This window comes from Streptomyces sp. NPDC029138 (genome assembly GCF_055564375.1).
In genome coordinates this window covers 59,756-77,288 of sequence record NZ_JBVHWM010000033.1, presented here as the reverse complement: position 1 = coordinate 77,288, position 17,533 = coordinate 59,756, and the positions used below count along the sequence as shown (strand labels likewise).

General features: G+C 72.1%; 16 protein-coding genes and 1 pseudogene. 6 read left to right on the top strand and 11 right to left on the bottom strand.

Annotation, left to right across the window (positions count from 1 at the left end):
• The first annotated feature begins 5 nt into the window (after positions 1-5).
• Positions 6-1,412, top strand: coding sequence for a glutamate decarboxylase (locus ACZ4WH_RS24465; protein WP_468183904.1), 1,407 nt, complete (start codon positions 6-8; stop codon positions 1,410-1,412).
• A gap of 19 nt (positions 1,413-1,431) precedes the next feature.
• Here ACZ4WH_RS24465 and ACZ4WH_RS24460 read toward each other — a convergent pair.
• The 5 genes and pseudogenes from ACZ4WH_RS24460 to ACZ4WH_RS24440 form a co-directional block, all read right to left on the bottom strand.
• A pseudogene (locus ACZ4WH_RS24460) lies at positions 1,432-1,644 on the bottom strand (ABC transporter permease); the annotation flags it as partial.
• 39 nt (positions 1,645-1,683) lie between these two features.
• Entirely contained in the window at positions 1,684-2,325 is a 642-nt protein-coding gene (locus tag ACZ4WH_RS24455) for a PadR family transcriptional regulator (protein ID WP_468183901.1), read from the bottom strand.
• Positions 2,326-2,349: 24 nt separating this feature from the next.
• Positions 2,350-2,898, bottom strand: a complete 549-nt coding sequence (locus ACZ4WH_RS24450) for a DinB family protein (protein ID WP_468183898.1) — start codon at positions 2,896-2,898, stop codon at positions 2,350-2,352.
• A gap of 160 nt (positions 2,899-3,058) precedes the next feature.
• Positions 3,059-4,519, bottom strand: coding sequence for an aldehyde dehydrogenase family protein (locus ACZ4WH_RS24445; protein ID WP_468183895.1), 1,461 nt, complete (start codon positions 4,517-4,519; stop codon positions 3,059-3,061).
• 87 nt (positions 4,520-4,606) lie between these two features.
• Positions 4,607-5,431: a helix-turn-helix domain-containing protein gene (locus ACZ4WH_RS24440; RefSeq protein WP_468183940.1), complete on the bottom strand. Its 825-nt coding sequence runs from the start codon at positions 5,429-5,431 to the stop codon at positions 4,607-4,609.
• 365 nt (positions 5,432-5,796) lie between these two features.
• Between ACZ4WH_RS24440 and ACZ4WH_RS24435 the strand changes: the two genes are divergently transcribed.
• The gene (locus ACZ4WH_RS24435) at positions 5,797-6,273 is read left to right on the top strand and encodes an ATP-binding protein (protein WP_468183892.1); all 477 of its coding nucleotides are present in this window, start codon (positions 5,797-5,799) and stop codon (positions 6,271-6,273) included.
• A 104-nt stretch (positions 6,274-6,377) separates the two neighbouring features.
• Here the strand turns inward: ACZ4WH_RS24435 and ACZ4WH_RS24430 are convergent, their stop codons facing one another.
• From ACZ4WH_RS24430 to ACZ4WH_RS24415, 4 genes are all read right to left on the bottom strand, one after another.
• Positions 6,378-6,647 (bottom strand): DUF397 domain-containing protein, encoded by a 270-nt coding sequence (locus tag ACZ4WH_RS24430; protein ID WP_030651389.1) that lies wholly within the window; start codon positions 6,645-6,647, stop codon positions 6,378-6,380.
• A gap of 146 nt (positions 6,648-6,793) precedes the next feature.
• Positions 6,794-7,267 carry an SRPBCC family protein gene (locus ACZ4WH_RS24425; protein ID WP_468183888.1) on the bottom strand — a complete coding sequence of 158 codons (474 nt, stop codon included), beginning with the start codon at positions 7,265-7,267 and terminating at the stop codon, positions 6,794-6,796.
• A gap of 27 nt (positions 7,268-7,294) precedes the next feature.
• A complete protein-coding gene (locus ACZ4WH_RS24420) occupies positions 7,295-7,642 on the bottom strand; it encodes an ArsR/SmtB family transcription factor (RefSeq protein ID WP_468183885.1) in 348 nt (115 codons plus the stop codon).
• A gap of 7 nt (positions 7,643-7,649) precedes the next feature.
• Positions 7,650-8,024 (bottom strand): VOC family protein, encoded by a 375-nt coding sequence (locus ACZ4WH_RS24415; protein ID WP_103814591.1) that lies wholly within the window; start codon positions 8,022-8,024, stop codon positions 7,650-7,652.
• A 316-nt stretch (positions 8,025-8,340) separates the two neighbouring features.
• Here ACZ4WH_RS24415 and ACZ4WH_RS24410 point away from each other — a divergent pair, with 316 nt between their 5' ends.
• Both ACZ4WH_RS24410 and ACZ4WH_RS24405 read left to right on the top strand, forming a co-directional pair.
• Complete coding sequence (locus ACZ4WH_RS24410; protein ID WP_468183881.1) at positions 8,341-8,871, top strand: hypothetical protein; 531 nt, start codon at positions 8,341-8,343, stop codon at positions 8,869-8,871.
• Positions 8,872-9,003: 132 nt separating this feature from the next.
• The gene (locus ACZ4WH_RS24405; protein WP_468183878.1) at positions 9,004-9,519 is read left to right on the top strand and encodes a DUF4232 domain-containing protein; all 516 of its coding nucleotides are present in this window, start codon (positions 9,004-9,006) and stop codon (positions 9,517-9,519) included.
• Positions 9,520-9,790: 271 nt separating this feature from the next.
• Here the strand turns inward: ACZ4WH_RS24405 and ACZ4WH_RS24400 are convergent, their stop codons facing one another.
• A complete protein-coding gene (locus ACZ4WH_RS24400) occupies positions 9,791-10,900 on the bottom strand; it encodes a DUF2786 domain-containing protein (RefSeq protein WP_468183875.1) in 1,110 nt (369 codons plus the stop codon).
• Between the two features lie 179 nt (positions 10,901-11,079).
• Between ACZ4WH_RS24400 and ACZ4WH_RS24395 the strand changes: the two genes are divergently transcribed.
• Complete coding sequence (locus ACZ4WH_RS24395; protein WP_468183872.1) at positions 11,080-11,859, top strand: Clp protease N-terminal domain-containing protein; 780 nt, start codon at positions 11,080-11,082, stop codon at positions 11,857-11,859.
• Between the two features lie 58 nt (positions 11,860-11,917).
• Positions 11,918-13,606: a bifunctional 3'-5' exonuclease/DNA polymerase gene (locus tag ACZ4WH_RS24390; protein WP_468183869.1), complete on the top strand. Its 1,689-nt coding sequence runs from the start codon at positions 11,918-11,920 to the stop codon at positions 13,604-13,606.
• Between the two features lie 23 nt (positions 13,607-13,629).
• On the opposite strand, the gene ACZ4WH_RS24385 is transcribed toward ACZ4WH_RS24390, so the two are convergent.
• On the bottom strand, positions 13,630-17,175 hold the full coding sequence (locus ACZ4WH_RS24385) for an AfsR/SARP family transcriptional regulator (RefSeq protein ID WP_468183866.1): 3,546 nt from the start codon (positions 17,173-17,175) through the stop codon (positions 13,630-13,632).
• Positions 17,176-17,533: the final 358 nt, after the last annotated feature.

Here is a 17,533-nt window from a genome sequence, read left to right as displayed (position 1 = left end):
TCCCGATGGCCCTGCACAGAGGTCCCGAGAAGCACGAGCAGCGGACGATGTCGGTCAACCCGTTCTTCGGGGAGGCCAACCCCGTCGGCGGCATGACCGAGGCCCCGCCCACGCACCGGCTCCCGGACGCCCCGCTGCCGCCGTCCACGGCGTACCAGCTGGTGCACGACGAGCTGATGCTGGACGGCAACTCCCGGCTGAATCTGGCCACCTTCGTCACCACCTGGATGGAGCCGCAGGCCGGGGTGCTGATGGGCGAGTGCCGGGACAAGAACATGATCGACAAGGACGAGTACCCGCGCACGGCCGAGCTGGAGCGGCGCTGCGTGGCGATGCTCGCCGACCTGTGGAACGCGCCGGACCCGTCGGCGGCGGTGGGCTGTTCGACGACCGGGTCGAGCGAGGCCTGCATGCTCGCCGGGATGGCGCTGAAGCGGCGCTGGGCGAAGAGGAACGCCGACCGCTACCCGGGCGCGCGGCCCAATCTGGTCATGGGCGTCAACGTCCAGGTGTGCTGGGAGAAGTTCTGCAATTTCTGGGAGGTTGAGGCCCGGCTGGTCCCGATGGAGGGCGACCGCTTCCATCTGGACCCGCGGGCCGCCGTCGAGCTGTGCGACGAGAACACCATCGGGGTCGTCGGCATCCTCGGCTCGACCTTCGACGGCTCCTACGAGCCGATCGCCGACCTGTGCGCGGCCCTGGACGCCCTCCAGGAGCGCACCGGGCTCGACGTGCCGGTGCACGTGGACGGCGCGTCCGGCGCGATGGTGGCGCCCTTCCTGGACGAGGACCTGATGTGGGACTTCCGTCTGCCGCGCGTGGCGTCGATCAACACCTCCGGCCACAAGTACGGGCTGGTGTACCCGGGCGTCGGCTGGGCGCTGTGGCGGGACAAGGAGTCGCTGCCCGAGGAGCTGGTCTTCCGGGTGAACTACCTGGGCGGGGACATGCCGACCTTCGCGCTGAACTTCTCCCGGCCCGGCGCCCAGGTGGTGGCGCAGTACTACACGTTCCTGCGGCTGGGCCGGGAGGGCTACCGCGCGGTGCAGCAGTCGACGCGGGACGTGGCGACCTCGCTCGCCTCCCGGATCGAGGCGCTCGGCGACTTCCGGCTGCTCACGCGCGGGGACCAGCTTCCCGTGTTCGCGCTGACCACCGCCGACCACGTCACGTCGTACGACGTCTACGACGTCTCCCGGCGGCTGCGCGAGGGCGGCTGGCTGGTGCCCGCCTACACCTTCCCGGCGAACCGTGAGGACCTGTCCGTGCTGCGGATCGTGTGCCGCAACGGCTTCACGCACGACCTGGCCGACCTGTTCCTGGACGACCTGACCCACCTGCTGCCGGAGCTGCGCCGGCAGCCGCACCCCCTGACCCGGGACAAGGAGGCGGCCACCGGCTTCCACCACTAGGGCCGCGTCCACGGCGCTGTCAGCGGCCCAGGCGCGCGAACGTCCGTACGGCCGGCGGGAAGAACACCGCCGGCAGGGCGAGGGGCCACAGGACGGCCGGCCAGACCAGGATCTGCACGGCCTGCACCGTCTCCGGGCGCCCGGCGAGCAGGGCGAGACAGATGCCGACCCAGAGCATCGCGAAACGGAGCAGCAGGAGCAGGCCGGCGGCGGCCGCGAACGTAACGCCGGGAGAGTGAGGTCCAACTTGATTAGTGCCGATCACGCTGGATCAGCGGTCGTCCTCCGGGTGCCGCTCCCCTGTCGCGTACGGGTTCTCCTGCCCCTCGGCGAGCACGCCCACGAACGGCTCGCCCTCCCCCGCGAAGGTGTACGCGCCCGCCTCCAGACGGTCGACGAGCCCCTGGGTCCAGGCAGCGTCGGAGTCGGCCGTGTGGACCCAGAGGTTCATGATCTCCCCGATGTGGCCGAGCTGCTCCGGGCCGTCCTCGGGCACGTAGTGCTCGGTGACGGCGGCCCGCCACTGCCCGATCCGGCGGATCCGCTCGCGGAGCAGCTCCAGCGCCTCGGCGCGGGGCAGTTCGACCAGGAAGCCGATGGCGGCGGACTGGATGTCCATCTTCTGGTCGTAGGCGACCAGGGACTCGCGCAGCAGCCGGAAGAACTCGTCCTCGCCCCGGTCCGTGATCTCGTACTCCACCCGCGGCGGCCCCCCGGCCGTGGACGGCGCGACCTCGTGCGCGTGCAGCAGCCCTTGCTTGGCCATCTGCTTCAGGGCGTGGTAGATCGAGCCCGGCTTGGCATTGGACCACTCGTGCGCGCCCCAGTACTCCAGGTCGCCCCGGACCTGGTAGCCGTGGGCCCGCCCGTGCTGGCGGACCGCGCCCAGCACGAGAAGACGGATCGCTGACATGGGGTCCAGGTTAGGACCCCACGATCACCCCCAGGAGTCGCCCCGCTCCAGCGCCACCAGCTCGAACGCGGTCTTCCCGTCCAGGGACTCGCGGATGATGTCGGCGTGGCCGGCGTGCCGGGCCACCTCGCGGATCAGGTGCAGACACAGCCAGCGCAGCGACACACGGCCCTCCGGCGGGAACCAGGGGTCGGGCGGCAGCGGGAAGGTGTCGTCCAGGCTGGGCGCGGAGCGGATGAACTCCTCCGTCTCGGCGGCCACCTGCTCCCAGTACGCCAGCTGCGAGGCGACCGTCTCGTCGCCGATGAGCTGGAAGGTCTCGTGCCAGTTCGACGCGTCGCGCTTCACCGCCGGCGGCTCCTGCTTCGCCCGGGCGATCCAGCTCTGCTCCACCTCGGCGACGTGCTTGAGCAGACCGCCCAGGGACAGCTCGCTGACGCCGGGCCGGGTACGGGCCTGCTCCTCGGTCAGCCCGAGCAGTGCCCGGCGGATTCCTCCGCGCTGTTCCTCGATGAACGCGAGCAGCGCCCCGCGCTCGTCGCCCTTCGCCTCCGCCGGAACGTGCGTGACCATGGCGTGCCGCCTTTCGTCGGACCGGTTCGCCGGGGTCGTTTCCCCCCGACACCGACGACGCTACGGGCCATTGAGGTCAGATGCTGTCCGCAATGGCCCGCCCACCGAAAGGGCACCGAAAAAGTGGGCTGCGGGACGCCAGGGGGCGCGACTAGCGCGACTAGAAGGGGAAGCCGCTGCGCCCGTGCTGCACCGAGATCCACTTGACCGTGGTGAACGCCTCCAGCGTGGTCTCGCCGTTGAGACGGCCGAGGCCGGAGTGCTTCTCGCCGCCGAAGGGCACGATCGGCTCGTCGTGGACCGTGCCGTCGTTCACATGGAACATGCCGGTGTCGATCCGCTTGGCGAAGGCCACACCCCGCTCGATGTCGGCCGTGTGGACGGCGCCGCTGAGGCCGTACGGGGTGTCGTTGACGATCCGGACCGCCTCCTCCTCACCGTCGAACGGGACGAGGAAGACGACCGGGCCGAACACCTCCTGCTGGAGCAGCGGGGAGCCCGCCGGGACGCCGGTCAGCACGGTCGGCTCGACCAGGTTGTTGGTCGTGGTGCCGCGCACCAGGGCGGTGGCGCCCTCGGCGAGCGCCTGCTCCACGGTGCCGGAGACGGCGTTGGCCTGCGCGGAGTTGATCACCGGGCCGATCACGGTCTCGGGGTCGCGCGGGTCGCCGACCTTGAGGGTGCGGACCTTGGCGACGAACTTCTCGGTGAACTCGTCGGCGACGGAGGCGTCCACGAGGACCCGGTTGGCGGCCATGCAGACCTGGCCCTGGTGCACGAACCGGCTGAAGACCGCCGCGTCCACCGCGTAGTCGATGTCGGCGTCGTCCAGCACGACCAGCGCGCTGTTGCCGCCCAGCTCGAGGACCGCGCGCTTGAAGTTCCTGGCGCAGACGGTGGCGACGTGCCGGCCGACCTTGTCCGAACCGGTGAAGGAGATGACCTTCGGGACGGGGTGCTCGATGAACGCGTCACCGATCTCGGCGATGTCGGTCACGACGACGTTGAGCAGGCCGCCGGGCAGTCCGGCGTCCTCGAAGATCTTCGCGAGCAGGGTGCCGCCGGCGATCGGGGTGTTCTGGTGCGGCTTGAGCACCACGCCGTTGCCGAGCGCGAGGGCCGGTGCGACCGACTTCAGCGACAGCAGGAAGGGGAAGTTGAAGGGGCTGATCACGCCCACGACACCGACCGGCACACGGTAGACGCGGTTCTCCTTGCCCTCGGCCGGGGAGGGCAGGATCTTGCCCTCGGGGCGCAGGGCGAGGTGGACCGACTCGCGCAGGAACTCCTTGGCGAGGTGCAGCTCGAAGCCGGCCTTGACGCGCGTGCCGCCCAGCTCCGCGATGATCAGGTCGGCTATCTCCTGCTCGCGGTCCTCTATCAGCCTCAGGGCCCGCTCGAAGACCGCGCGCCGGGCGTAGGGGCTGGTCTCGGCCCACTTCTTCTGGGCGCGGGCGGCGGCCTGGTAGGCCTGGTCCACCTCGTCGACCGTGGCCACCGTGATCGAGGCCAGCTTCTCGTCGTCGTAGGGGTTGAAGTCGATGACGTCCCAGGAGCCGGTGCCCGGTCGCCATTCGCCGTCGATGTACTGCTGGGCCAGGTCGGTGAAGTAGGACGACATGTGATCCCTCAATCGCTAGCGGCCACAGATCCACGCCAGGTCTGATCGGACGTCATCCTACTTGCGGGTCAAGGTAGTTGGGGGACGTCAGGAGAGTTGCAGCAGACCGCGCAGGAGGTCGCGGCTCTCGTCCGGGCCGGGGCTGTCCTGCTGGAGTTCTTTCAGGGCCTGCTCGTACTGGGCGACGTCCTCGCGCTTGTCCAGGTAGAGGGCGCTGGTCAGCTGCTCCAGGTAGACCACGTCGGACAGGTCGGACTCGGGGAAGCTGAGGATGGTGAAGGCGCCGCTCTCGCCGGAGTGCCCACCGAAGCTGAACGGCATGACCTGGAGCCGTACGTTGGGCCGCTCGGAGATGTCGATCAGGTGCTGGAGCTGGCCGCGCATCACCTCGCGGTCCCCGTAGGGGCGGCGCAGAGCGGCCTCGTCCAGGACGATGTGGAACTCGGGGGCGTTGTCGGCGAGCAGGTACTTCTGCCGCTCCAGGCGCAGCGCGACCCGGCGTTCGACGTCGGCGACGCTCGCACCCTTCATGCCGCGCCGGACCACCGCGCGGGCGTACTCCTCGGTCTGGAGCAGGCCGTGCACGAACTGCACCTCGTAGACGCGGATCAGTGAGGCGGCGCCCTCCAGACCCACATAGGTGGGGAACCAGCTGGGCAGGACATCGGTGTAACTGTGCCACCAGCCCGCCACGTTCGCCTCCCGGGCGAGGGAGAGGAGCGACTCGCGCTCGGCCTCGTCCGTGATGCCGTACAGCGTCAGCAGGTCCTCGACGTCCCTCGTCTTGAAGCTCACCCGGCCCAGCTCCATCCGGCTGATCTTCGACTCGGAGGCGCGGATCGAGTACCCCGCCGCCTCGCGCGTGATCCCCCGCGCTTCCCGCAGTCGCCTGAGTTGCGAGCCGAGCAGCATCCGCCGCACCACCGATCCGGGCTCTCCCGCGCTCACTTTCGCCAGCCTCCCCAACCGTCTCCAGGGGCCGAAGTCTGCCACTAAAACACTTCGAGCAGTACTCGTCCGGTTACGGAAACGGAAAGAGCGCGCCCGTTTCCACCGGGTGCGGACCGGGAAGAGGTCCGGACCTCCGGCGGGAACATCGTGAAGATGGCAGAAAAAATGGCCAAGAAGCGGTACGGGCGGTGCCATTTCGGTCGCGTGCACGTGCATCTGCCCTTGCATCTGCTGTGCGCATCCGAAACCATGGTGCCGCGCCACCGCTGCATCGCAACGACCGCGAATTCCCGGGAGTGCCTCGCATGGGGACGAATGGATCGACCATGCTCAAGCCGTTACGGCAGGGCCTTCCGCCACTGGATCCCGCGGCCGTGTCCGATGCCGCCTCCTGCGCCCTCCCCGCCCGGCTCGAGGCGGTGCGCGAGGCCCGGCGCTTCACCCGGTGCACCCTGGAGCAGTGGGACGTCGGCGACCGCTTCGACGACATCTGCCTCGTCGTCTCCGAACTCGTCACCAACGCACTGCGCCACGCGGTGCCGGCCGCGCCGTGCCGGGGCGAGGAGCACCACCCGTCGGTACGGCTGCACCTGATGCGCTGGACCGAGCGGCTGGTGTGCGCGGTGCGCGACCCGAGCCACGAGACCCCGGTCCCACAGGACTCGGACGACTTCTCGGCCGAGTCGGGCCGTGGGCTGTTCCTGGTCGACTCCTTCGCCGACAGCTGGGGCTGGCACCCGCTCGCGGGCACGCTCGACGGCAAGGTGGTCTGGGCGCTGTTCCGGCTGCGCACGGCCGGCTGATCCGGTACGGCACCGGCGGACGCGCGGTTTCTACGCGCGTCCACCGGCCTTCGGAGATCCGCCCGGCCGACATCGTTGCCAGCGGCGCGAGCGGAGAGCCGGCGTCAGCTCGCTATCAGATGATCGAACTCGCCGTCCTTGACGCCCAGGAGCATCGCCTCGATCTCCGCGCGCGTGTAGACGAGCGCCGGCCCGTCCGGGAAGCGCGAGTTGCGTACGGCGACCTCGCCGCCCGGCAATCGCGCGAACTCCACGCAGGAGCCTTGTGAGTTGCTGTGCCTGCTCTTCTGCCAGGCCACTCCGTCCAGCTGCGTGGCAGCCATGCCGTTGTACACGTCGTACCCCCCGTACACGCCGTCAACGTCGCGGTCCACAGGTCGCTCCCCGGTGGTGCACTGGCTGGTGAGGCCATAGATGCTGTAGCCAACTGACCCGGATCATAGCTCTGTTCACGTGCAGATGCATGAGCAAATGCACGTGCACGAGGAGTGGTGCCACGGTTACAGCCTTGACGTCCGCTTTACCGAAGCTGTTCCAGCGTCTGCCCCAGAGCAGGCAGGACATGCCCCCTCCAGCCCCCGCCCATGACCTTTCGCGCCATCAGCTGAGCGGGGTCGTCCGGATCGAACCCCTCGTGCACTAGGAAGAGACGCGTACCGCGCCCCTCATGTTCCAGGGTCCACGTGATCGTCCAGTCGGCGGGGTTGGCCGGATCGGCATCCGCCCAGCGGAGGGACAGCATCCGCTCGGTGTCGTAGGCCAGCACCTCCACCTCTACGACGCCCGAGAAGCGGGAGTTGGGACGCGGGACGGAGGTCATCCGGTACCGGTGACCGACCCGGAGCCGGAAGTCCTCGGCGCCGGGCATCTGCCAGCGGACCAGCAGCCCGGGGTCGGTCAGGGCGCGCCAGACCTTGGCCGGCGGGTGCGGGAAGAACTGATCGACGCGGATCGTGGTGAGGTCGTCCGCGTCAGATCCGGGTGCTGAACTCATGACTGCTCATCGTGGGGCATGCGGTGGTCATGGCCGCTCGTCGTCGGGCATGTGGTCGAGGAGATCGCCGAGGCTCTTCAGTCGCTCGCGCCAGAACCGCTCGTACGGATGGAGCCAGTCCTGCACATCGGCGAGGGGAGCCGCTTCGAGGCGGTAGATGCGCTGCCGTCCGAAGCGCTGCTCGGAGACGAGGCCGGCCTCCCGGAGCACCTTGAGGTGTTCCGAGAGGCTCGGGCGGCGCATGTCGAAGTGGTCGGCCAGGGCCTGTACGGGCTGCGGCCCGCGCTCGCGCAGCAGCCGCAGCACCTCGCGGCGGGTGGCGTTGGCGAGCGCGGCGAAGACGCGGTCCTCGGCGGCGGTACCCGTCCCGTTCATCGAGCGGTCAGAAGCCTTCCTTCTCCGTCAGCAGCATCAGACCGTTGCCGTCGGGGTCGGTGAAGGAGGCCATCCGCCCCCAGGGGACGTCGTCCGGCCCCTGCACCTGGGCGCCGGCCGCGGCCAGCCGGGCGCAGTCGGCGTCGACATCGGTCGTGACCAACATGATCCCCCGCGCGGAACCGGGCTCGAAACCACCCATGCCGGGCCCGGAGAGCGTGAAGACGGTCTGGGCGCCCTTGGGAGCCACCTGGAGCCAGCGCCCCTGGGGCATGTCCCGGTCGGCGGTGACCTCGAAGCCGAGGACGTCGCGGTAGAAGCGCAGGGCGCGGTCCTGGTCGGCGACGGGAAGGGTGACGAAGGAGGCGTGCGTGATGTTCATGCCGCCGACAATAGGTAGGAAATTCCCTACTAGTCAATCGTAGGAATTCCCCTACGCGTCGGAGAACCGTGCGCGCTTGTATCGATCGGAACCGGGGACTGCGGGCCTTTCGCGATCGCAATCGGACCGCGACCAGGTCGACGGCCGCCCGCGCGGCTGTCTGCTGCCGCGTTCGGCCTGTCCCGGGTCGGCCTGCGGGAGTGGCCCATGAGGGATTCCTGCCCGGCGTCCGGAAGTCCTCGCGGTAACTGCTGGTAGCTTGCGCTGCGGGCCGTCCGGCGAGGGCGGCCGGCCGCTATCGCTGAGGGAGCTTCCGGTGACTACTGCGACTGCGAGAGTGCGGGCGACTGCGAGGGTGCGGAGCGCGGCCCTGGTCGCGGGGCTGGCGGGCGTTCTGGCGCTGACGGCGTGCGGCGGTGGCGGCTCCGGGGACAAGGACGGCGGTTCGGGGGGCGAGCACAACACCTCGGCGTCTCCCTCGTCGAGCACGAACGCGGCCCCCTCAGCCAGCGCGGACTCCCCCGCCGGCGCCTCCGCCAAGCTCCAGGGCAGCTGGATCACCACCACCGACGGCAAGATCGTGGCCCTGGTGATCACCGGGAAGAAGGCCGGGGTCTTCGCGACCGGCGGGACCGTGTGCAGCGGGACGGCGGGCGCCGAGGACGGCATGGGGATGATCCACCTGAGCTGCACCGGCGCGGACAAGGGCCGCACCACCGGCATGGTCGACTCCGTGAACGGTACGACCCTCAAGGTGACCTGGTCGGGCGAGGCGGGCCAGGAGACGTACACCAGGGCGGAGGGCGGAAAGCTGCCGTCGGGGCTGCCGACGGCAGCTTCCCACTGAAGCGGCGCGGGCGCTCTCAAAGCCGTTGAAGCACATCTGAAGTGATGAATCGGGCCGGGGCGCGTGAGGGCGTCCCGGCCGCAGGGGCCATGATGCGGGGGAGACCGTCACCACCTCGATGGGAACCTGCTCATGCGCGCCATTCCGCTCACCGTCACCGCTCTCGCCGCCGCTCTGCTGCTGACCGCCTGCAACGACAGCGGCGGGGACAAGAACGGCAAGAGCGGCTCCGCCTGCGAGATCGGCGGGGTCTCGCTGGAGATCGGGGCGGCGAGCGTGGCCCCGGCCGCCGGGGACACCGGTGAGATCCCGGTCAGCATCACCAACCAGAGCGCCCCCTGCACGCTGGACGACTTCCCGGAGGTCGTGCTCAGCGGTGGCGGCGCCAAGGCCAAGGTGCCGGTGCTCAAGGGCGCGAAGGCCCAGAAGCTGAAGCTCGCCAAGGGCGACTCGGCGTCCTTCTCGATCAGCTATGTGCGCGGCAAGGACGGCGCCGAGAACGCCCTGGCAGCACAGACCGTGAAGATCACCCTGCCCGGCTCGGACACCGACCGGACCTTCCCGTGGAAGTACGGCCCGGTCGCCGGCCAGTCCGACGGCAGCGGTCCGGACGCGTCCGTGAGCGCTTTCCAGCAGGTGGGTGACTGAGCGGGGTCGCGCGGGAGCGGGTCGGCGCGGGAGCGGGTCGGCGACTGAGCAGCGCGGCAAGGGACTGAGGTCGGCGGGGGGCAAGGGAGCAAGGTCGGCGGCTGAGCAGGGCGGCGAGGGACCAAGATCGGCGGCTGAGCAGCGCGGCAAGGGACCGAGGTCGGCGGGGGGCAAGGTCGGCAAGGGAGCAAGGTCGGCGGCTGAGCCTGGTGGCGACTGAGCCTGGTGGCGGCTGAGCCTGGCGGCGGCCGACGAGGTCCGTGACCGACCGTCACTCCAGGCGCGGGCGGGCTCTGACCTGCGCCCGGTCCGCCGCGCGTGCGCCCTCCGTCCAGCCCGCCGGGTCGCTGATCCCCCGCAGCCGGGTCGTCGTGGTCTCGGGGAACATGCGCTCCAGCCGGCCGGTGACGGCTGTCTCGCGCGTGGCCAGCACCGGCAGCAGGTCCTGGGTCACCTGGGTCTCGGCGGCGGCCGCGAGCCGGTCGCCCACGCGATGCGCGTACGCCGCGAGGAACGACTGCCGGAAGGTCTTGGTCCGCTTGCGCCCGCCGGCTCTCTGGGCGGCCTCCGCCGTCGTCATCGCGTGTGTGGCCTGCACCAGCAGCGAGGTGTAGAGCAGCTCGACCACCTCCAGGTCCGCCTCGAAGCCGACGACCGTGGAGAAGCCGAGCGGTTCGTTCCACACCGCACGGCAGTGGTTCGCCGTGGCCACCGCGTCCAGCAGGATCGCCTTGGCCTGTTCGTACGGCGGCTCGACCCCGATACGGCAGGCGCCGGGCGCGTCCGGCGCGGGCGCCGCGGCGGCGAGCAGCGCCTCGTCGACACTGTGCCGGGCCATCAGCTCCTGCGCCTTGGCGCTGAGTGCCTCGGCCTCCTCCGGATAGCCGGTGGCCTCGGCCTTGGCGAGCAGTGCCCGTATGCGGGTCAGCATGCGGGAGGCGCCCGGGCCGGGGGTGCGCCGGTGCTCCTCCTCCAGGGGCTCAAGGGCGGGCAGGCGCAACAGCAGGCGGTACAGCTCCAGTACCGCCGTGGCGTGCGAGAAGCGGTCGGCGGTGCGTTCGGAGCCGGCGGGCAGCGCCGCCAGCTGGTCGGCCCAGCGGCGCCCGCGCGGGCGGTCCCGCCCGGCCTGCGCCCGGATCAGTGCGGCGGCCAGGCGGACGTGCGCGTCGTCCAGCTCGCGCCGCACCAGCCGTACGACGTCGGCGGGCTGCCAGCCGCGCTGCCAGGCTCCCGCCACGAAGTCCTCGCCGCGGCGCGCGAGTTCGGCATCGGCGCCCGGGTCGGCGGCGAGCAGGGAGGCACCCGTGTCGAGGCCGGTGTCGGTGTCGTCGTAGAGGGCGGCCCGAAAGGCCCGTTCGACGGTGCTGGCGGTACTGGTCACGCCGTCGATCGTGCCACGCCCCGGTGACAGTGCACGGCCGTTGTCCACAGGCTGTGGATGACGGGTCGGAGGCCGGGCGCGGGCTGCGGCCGACGGTTGGTCCCGCCAGGGCGACACCACGAGACGGGAGTGTCAACCATCGGTTGACACTCCCGGTGAGGCAACCTACGGTTGACACTATGGCGACCAACCCCAACATCACGGCATCCGTGCGCCTCGACGACCTCATCGAGGCGATCAAGAAGGTCCACACCGAGCCCCTCGACCAGCTCCAGGACGCGGTGATCGCCGCCGATCACCTCGGTGACGTGGCCGACCACCTGATCGGGCACTTCGTCGACCAGGCCCGCCGCTCCGGCGCGTCCTGGACCGACATCGGCCGGAGCATGGGCGTGACCCGGCAGGCGGCGCAGAAGCGGTTCGTGCCCAAGGAATCCGCCGACCTCGACCTCAGCCAGGGCTTCAGCCGCTACACCCCGCGCGCGCGGAGTGTGGTCATGGCCGCGCACAGCGAGGCGGTGGCCGCGCGCAACGCCGAGGGCCGGCCCGAGCACCTGGTCCTCGGCCTGCTGGCCGAGCCCGAGGGCCTGGCCGCGAAGGCGATCACCGCGCAGGGCGTCCTGCTGGACGTCGTACGCCAGGACGCGACCGCCGCGCTCCCGCCCGCCGCGGACGACGCCCCCGACCTCGTCCCCTACGGCCCCGAGGCCAAGAAGGTCCTGGAACTCACCTTCCGCGAGGCGCTTCGCCTCGGCCACAACTACATCGGCACCGAGCACATCCTGCTGGCCCTGCTGGAGCACGAGAACGGCCAGGGCGTCCTCAGCGGCCTCGGCATCACCAAGGCGGGCACCGAGGAGTACGTCGGCAAGGTCCTGTCGCTGCTGCTGGAGCAGAAGAAGGAGGCGGCCGCGGCAGCCGAGTCGGCGACCGGAGCCCCGGAACCCAGCCAGGACTGACGAGAGCCGAAACCACAGGTCAGGTTGATTGTCAGACCCCCCTGTCACACTCGCAGTCATGACCGACCGGTGGGCGCTCGCACCGGCCGAGGACGAGGGCGTGGACGTCGCCCCCCTCGGCCCGGACGGGCTGCCCGCCGGGCCGGTGCGGCGGGAGAGCGATCTCGCCGCGGCGGTGCGGAGCCGCCCGGAGGTGACGCGCTGGGTGTGGCGGTCGACCCCCGAGGTCTACCCGCGACTGCTCGCCACGGGGGTGCGAGTGGAGCGGTGCTACGACATCGAGGACGCCGAAACCCTCCTGCTGGGCCACGAGGGGCGGTACGGCGAGCCACGCTCGGCCGCCGCCGCCCTGGCCCGCCTCCGCGGCGGCCCCGTCCCGCCCGACCCGCCGCAGCGCGCGGCCGATCCGGGCGCCCAGTCCCCGCTGTTCGAGCCCGTCGGCAGCCACCTGCCCCTGCCCGACCTGCTCGCGGTCTACGCCGACCAGCTGCGACGGCACGAGAAGACCGCCCACCCCGACCGCATGCGGCTGCTGACCGCCGCCGAGTCGGCCGGGATGCTGGTCGCCGCCGAGATGAACCACTCGGGTCTGCCCTGGAGCGCCGAGGTCCACCGCGACCTGCTGCACGACCTGCTCGGCGAGCGGTACGCGGGCGGCGGCGAGCCACGCCGCCTCGCCGAGCTGGCCGACGAGGTGTCCGCCGCCTTCGGCCGCCGGGTCCGGCCCGATCTGCCCGCCGATGTGATCAAGGCCTTCGCGCGGGCCGGTATCAAGGTGAAGTCCACGCGCCGCTGGGAGATCCAGTCCGTCGACCACCCGGCCGTCGAGCCCCTGCTGGAGTACAAGAAGCTGTACCGCATCTGGGTGGCCCACGGCTGGTCCTGGCTCCAGGACTGGGTGCGCGACGGCCGTTTCCGCCCCGAGTTCCTGGCCGGCGGCACGGTCACGGGGCGCTGGGTGACCAACGGCGGGGGCGCGCTCCAGATCCCCAAGGTGATCCGCCGGGCCGTCGTCGCCGACCCCGGCTGGCGGCTGGTGGTGGCCGACGCCGACCAGATGGAGCCGCGCGTGCTGGCCGCGATCTCCCGCGACCCCGGCCTGATGGAGGTGGCGGGCCGCGAGAGCGACCTCTACCAGTCCGTCTCCGACCGCGCCTTCTCCGGCGACCGGAACCAGGCCAAGCTCGCCGTACTGGGCGCGATCTACGGCCAGACCTCCGGCGACGGCCTGAAGAACCTCGCCGCGCTCCGCCGCCGCTTCCCCAAGGCCGTCGCCTACGTCGACGAGGCGGCCCGCGCGGGCGAGGAGGGCCGGCTGGTGCGCACCTGGCTGGGCCGCACCTGCCCGCCGGCCGCCCGGGCGGGCGAGGACGCGACGGAGGAGGCGGGCATCCCGGTCGGCGAGGAGGAGCCGGAGGCCCAGGCCGGCTGGGGCCCGGGATACACGTCGACCAACTCCCGCGCGCGGGGCCGCTTCGCGCGGAACTTCGTCGTGCAGGGCAGCGCCGCCGACTGGGCCCTGCTGCTGCTCGCCGCGCTGCGCCGGGCCTGCGCGGAGCTGAAGGCCGAGCTGGTCTTCTTCCAGCACGACGAGGTGATCGTGCACTGCCCCGCCGAGGAGGCCGACGCCGTCGTCCAGGCCATCCGCGAGTCCGCCGCCCTCGCCGGCCGGCTGACCTTCGGCGACACACCGGTGCGGTTCCCGTTCACGACGGCAGTGGTGGAGTGCTATGCCGACGCCAAGTAACGCGTGTCAGGCGCCTACGCGGCTCATAAGGCGGCTGAGCCGCCGCTCAGCAGCTCCCGCAGCTCCGCCAGGACCGCCTGCTCGTCCGTGCCGTCCAGCGCCTCGCGGGCCGCGCGCCACGCGTCGTACGCCTCCGCCCGCCGCCCCTGCTCGCGCAGGAGGAACCCGTGCTGGTGCAGGGCCAGTCCGCCCATGTACCGGTCGGCGCGGGCGTCGGCCCGGCGCAGCAGCTCGGCGCACTCGCCCGCCGCCCGCTCGGTCCGCCCCAGTCGCCGCAGCGCGCGGACCAGGCCGAGCCGGGTCTGGGACTCGCCGTGCCAGTCGCCGTGACCGCCGAGGATGCGCAGGCTCTCCTCGAAGTGCCGGGCGGCGGCGTCCGGTTCGCCGAGGGTGAGATGGGCGTAGCCGATGTTGCAGTGCGCCGAGTGCTGCACGATGACCGCGCCGATCGCGTCCCCGATGGCCAGCGACCGCCGGTGCTGCTCGATGGCGGCGCGCGGGTCGGTGTGCTCGTAGAGGTTGCCGAGGTGGCTGCGGGTGACGGCCTCGCCGTAGGGGTCGTTGAGCAGCCGCGAGTAGGCGAGGCTCTGCCGCAGCGCCTCCCCCGACTCCTCGAACCGTCCAAGCCCCTCCAGCAGCAGCCCACGGTTGTTCAGGCAGCGCCGGATCCGGGAGGCCGTGCCCAGCCGCTCCCAGATCGCCAGGGACTGGTCGGTGAGGGCGAGGGCGTCGTTCTGCCGTCCGGTCAGGAAGTGCAGGCCCGCGAGGTCGCCGAGCGCGTACGCCTCGGCCGCCGGGTCCCCGAGCCGCCGCGCGGCACCGAGCGCGGCCCGCCCCAGCACCTCCATCTCGGCGACCCGGCCGCTGCGCTGCACGTAGGGGAAGAGCAGCCGTACGAGGACCGAGAGATGGGCGGCCGTGCGCGAATCGTCGGTGTCGGCGTTCCGCGCCACCAGTGCGACGACGTTCTCCAGCTCCATCTCACCCCAGGCGAAGGCCTCCTCGGCCGACTCGAAGGGCGCGAGGGCGGCCACGAAGGCCGCGTGCTCGGCCGGCTGCGCGGAGGTCGGCCGCCGCCGGTCGTCCTGATCGAGCCCGGGCTCCACGATCGCCGTCAGCACGCGCTCGGCCATGGCGGCGTACCAGCGGAGGGCGGTCAGGTCCGAGGCGGCGAGGCAGGCGGCGGTGGCGGGGGTGTTTTTGGCGCTGGGTGCGCGGTCGGGGTCGGCGGTCCCGACGCTGCCGTCGGCCTCGGCGGTGCTGGGCGCGCCCTTGCCGGCGGTGCCGGAAGTCTCCGCGGCGGGCCCGTGCCCACCGGGCGCGGAAGACCGGCCGGGGTCATCCCTCGTTGCCGCGTCGGCGGCCGGGGACGTGGCGGGCTGCGGGTCGGCGTCGGCCAGTTCGCGGGCGAAGTCGCGGACCAGGTCATGGGGTGCGTAGCGGCCGTACGCGGTCTCCTCCAGGAGGGCGACGTCGACCAGGCGGTCCAGCGCGGCCTCGGCGCGGCGCTCATCGGTGCCGGTGAGGTCGGCGATCAGCGGGGCGCCGTAGGTGGGCAGGTCGAGCGCGCCGATGTGGCGCAGGGCGAGGGCCGCGTCCCGGTCGGCCTCGCGCTCGGCGGCGGCGAGCGCGTCGTGGGCGACGGCCAGGGAGCGGCGGACGCTCAGGTCGTCGTACTCCAGATGACGCAACCGCCCGCCGGTGTCGGCGAGTTGGCCGGCCAGGACGTCCGGGGTCAGGGCGCGGCGGGCCGCGAGCCGGGCGGCGACCACGCGCAGCGCCAGCGGGAGCCGGCCGGTCAGCTCGACCAGCGCGTGACCGGCGTCCAGCCCCGCGCGCCCGCTCACCGCGCGCAGCAGGGCCGCGCTGTCCTCGCTGGTCAGCGGAGAGAGCGGGAAGCGACGGGCACCGTCGAGCGCGGTCAGCGGCGAGCGGCTGGTGACGATCACCGCGCAGCCGGGCCCGGCCGGCAGCAGGGGCCGCACCTGGGCCGCGTTCGCCGCGTCGTCCAGCACCAGCAGGATGCGGGCCGGTGCGAGCAGCGAGCGGAGCAACGCGGCGGCGGCATCCGGGTGTTCCGGGATGCTCCGGGGCTCCGCACCGAGGTCGCGCAGCAGCGCGGCGAGCGCCTGCGTGGCGGTGAGCGGGGTCATGCCCGGGGTGGCGCCGTGCAGGTTCACGTAGAGCTGACCGTCGGTGAAACGTTCCCTCAACTCATGGGCGACGTGCAGGGCCAACGCGCTCTTGCCGACGCCGGCCATACCGCTGATCACCGCGACGGCGGGGGCCGGAGCGGACGGCTCGGTCAGCGTGCGGCGCAGCTCGCGGCGCACGTCGGCACGGCCGGTGAAGTGGGCCGGCGGGGCGGGCAGCTGGGCGGGGCGCGGGGTCTGCCGTGGGGGTGATCCGTCGCCGTTGCGTGAGGAGGCGGGGGGCGTGGGGGGCGTGGAGGCCGACGTAGGGGAGGTCTGGGACCCCGGGGACGCGGCCTCCCCGGCGGTGCCGCTGCCGGTGCCGGTACCAGTGCGGTTGCCGATGCCGGTACCAGTGCCGTAACCGTCGCCGTCGCCGTTACCGGCGGCCAAGTCGCCCTCCCGGCGCGGCTGTCCGCCCTGACCGGCCGACTTCTGGGGATCGCCGTACTCCTGCCCCCGCCGCTGCCCCTCACCACTGCCCCGCAGCACCTCGACATGCGCCTCGCGGACCGCCTGGCCGGGTTCGATGCCGAGTTCCTCGACCAGGCGGGCGCGTAGATCACGGTGGACGGCGAGGGCCTCGGCCTGGCGGCCTGTGCGGTGCAGGGCGAGCATCAGCTGACGGTGGTACGCCTCGCGCAGCGGATGTTCGGCGACCAAGGCCGCCAGCTCGGGGACGAGGGCCGCCAAGCGGGCGCCGCCGAGGGACAGTTCGGCGTCGTAGCGCAGCTCCAGCAGGAGCAGCCGGGCCTCGCTCAGGCGCTGCACGAGGGCGTAGCCGCCGATGTCGGCGGGGAGTCCGCTGAGCGGGGTGCCGCGCCACAGCGCGAGCGCGGCGGCGCAGGCGCGCACGACACCCGGCCAGTCGCGCCGGGCGTGCGCGGCGCGCGCTTCGGCGACCCGGGCGTCGAAGACGTGCACGTCCAGCTCGCCGTGGTCGACCCGCAGCACATAGCCCGGCGGTACGGCCCTGAGCCGCTCGGGATCGTCCAGGAGCCGGCGCAGCCGGGTGACGTGGTTGTGCAGGGAGGCCTGCGCGGAGACCGGCGGCGCTCCGCCCCACAGAGCGTCCTTCAGCGCCTCGACCGACACGACCCGGCCGGGTTCCAGCAGCAGCGCGGCGAGCAGGGCGCGGACCTTGGGGCTGCCGATGGCTCGGACGCCGTTGTCGGGGGCGTCGCGGTCGGCCTTCTCGGCGGGGCGGTGGGGGGATGGGGCACCGGAGGTTCCGGGCGAGGTGCCGGAGGCGCCGGGAGAGGTGCCGGAGTTCTCAGGAGAGGTGTCGTAAGAGCTGTCGTACGAGATCCCGTACGGCGGTCGGTCGTACAGGACCGGCGGTCCCAGCAGTCCGAAGTGCAGCTCGCACCGCCGCATCACGCCGCCCCACTGCCTTCCCGCGCGGTCGGGCCCGACCGCGCTCCGCTGCGGGCGTGTACCCGCCGTTGCCTGGCGAAATTCCGCCCTGTCCACAGCGGTTTCCCGCCACCTTCCACCCGTCGGCCGACCACCGGCCCCACCGCCGGTCCGGCAGCCGAATCCGCCCGTCCGAACGGGCGGTTCCCGCTGCCGCCGGACGACTTCCGGCCAACCGCTGCGAGGTCCGCTGACGAACCGTTGGCCACATGTTAGCGATCCGTTGGCGAATCCTGATGTGATCATTCCATCGGATTCGGCCCGACGGCGCGCGCGTAGCACGCGTAACTCGGGGGAGTGTCGCCGCAGGTCGGATCCG

Bases quoted from the DNA above. Each gene is read 5' to 3' on its own strand.
- ACZ4WH_RS24465 (WP_468183904.1), top strand. From the start codon at position 6: ATGGCCCTGCACAGAGGTCCCGAGAAGCACGAGCAGCGGACGATGTCG.
- ACZ4WH_RS24455 (WP_468183901.1), bottom strand. From the start codon at position 2,325: ATGTCAGCGATCCGTCTTCTCGTGCTGGGCGCGGTCCGCCAGCACGGG.
- ACZ4WH_RS24450 (WP_468183898.1), bottom strand. From the start codon at position 2,898: ATGGTCACGCACGTTCCGGCGGAGGCGAAGGGCGACGAGCGCGGGGCG.
- ACZ4WH_RS24445 (WP_468183895.1), bottom strand. From the start codon at position 4,519: ATGTCGTCCTACTTCACCGACCTGGCCCAGCAGTACATCGACGGCGAA.
- ACZ4WH_RS24440 (WP_468183940.1), bottom strand. From the start codon at position 5,431: ATGCTGCTCGGCTCGCAACTCAGGCGACTGCGGGAAGCGCGGGGGATC.
- ACZ4WH_RS24435 (WP_468183892.1), top strand. From the start codon at position 5,797: ATGCTCAAGCCGTTACGGCAGGGCCTTCCGCCACTGGATCCCGCGGCC.
- ACZ4WH_RS24425 (WP_468183888.1), bottom strand. From the start codon at position 7,267: ATGAGTTCAGCACCCGGATCTGACGCGGACGACCTCACCACGATCCGC.
- ACZ4WH_RS24420 (WP_468183885.1), bottom strand. From the start codon at position 7,642: ATGAACGGGACGGGTACCGCCGCCGAGGACCGCGTCTTCGCCGCGCTC.
- ACZ4WH_RS24415 (WP_103814591.1), bottom strand. From the start codon at position 8,024: ATGAACATCACGCACGCCTCCTTCGTCACCCTTCCCGTCGCCGACCAG.
- ACZ4WH_RS24405 (WP_468183878.1), top strand. From the start codon at position 9,004: ATGCGCGCCATTCCGCTCACCGTCACCGCTCTCGCCGCCGCTCTGCTG.
- ACZ4WH_RS24395 (WP_468183872.1), top strand. From the start codon at position 11,080: ATGGCGACCAACCCCAACATCACGGCATCCGTGCGCCTCGACGACCTC.
- ACZ4WH_RS24390 (WP_468183869.1), top strand. From the start codon at position 11,918: ATGACCGACCGGTGGGCGCTCGCACCGGCCGAGGACGAGGGCGTGGAC.
- ACZ4WH_RS24385 (WP_468183866.1), bottom strand. From the start codon at position 17,175: ATGCGGCGGTGCGAGCTGCACTTCGGACTGCTGGGACCGCCGGTCCTG.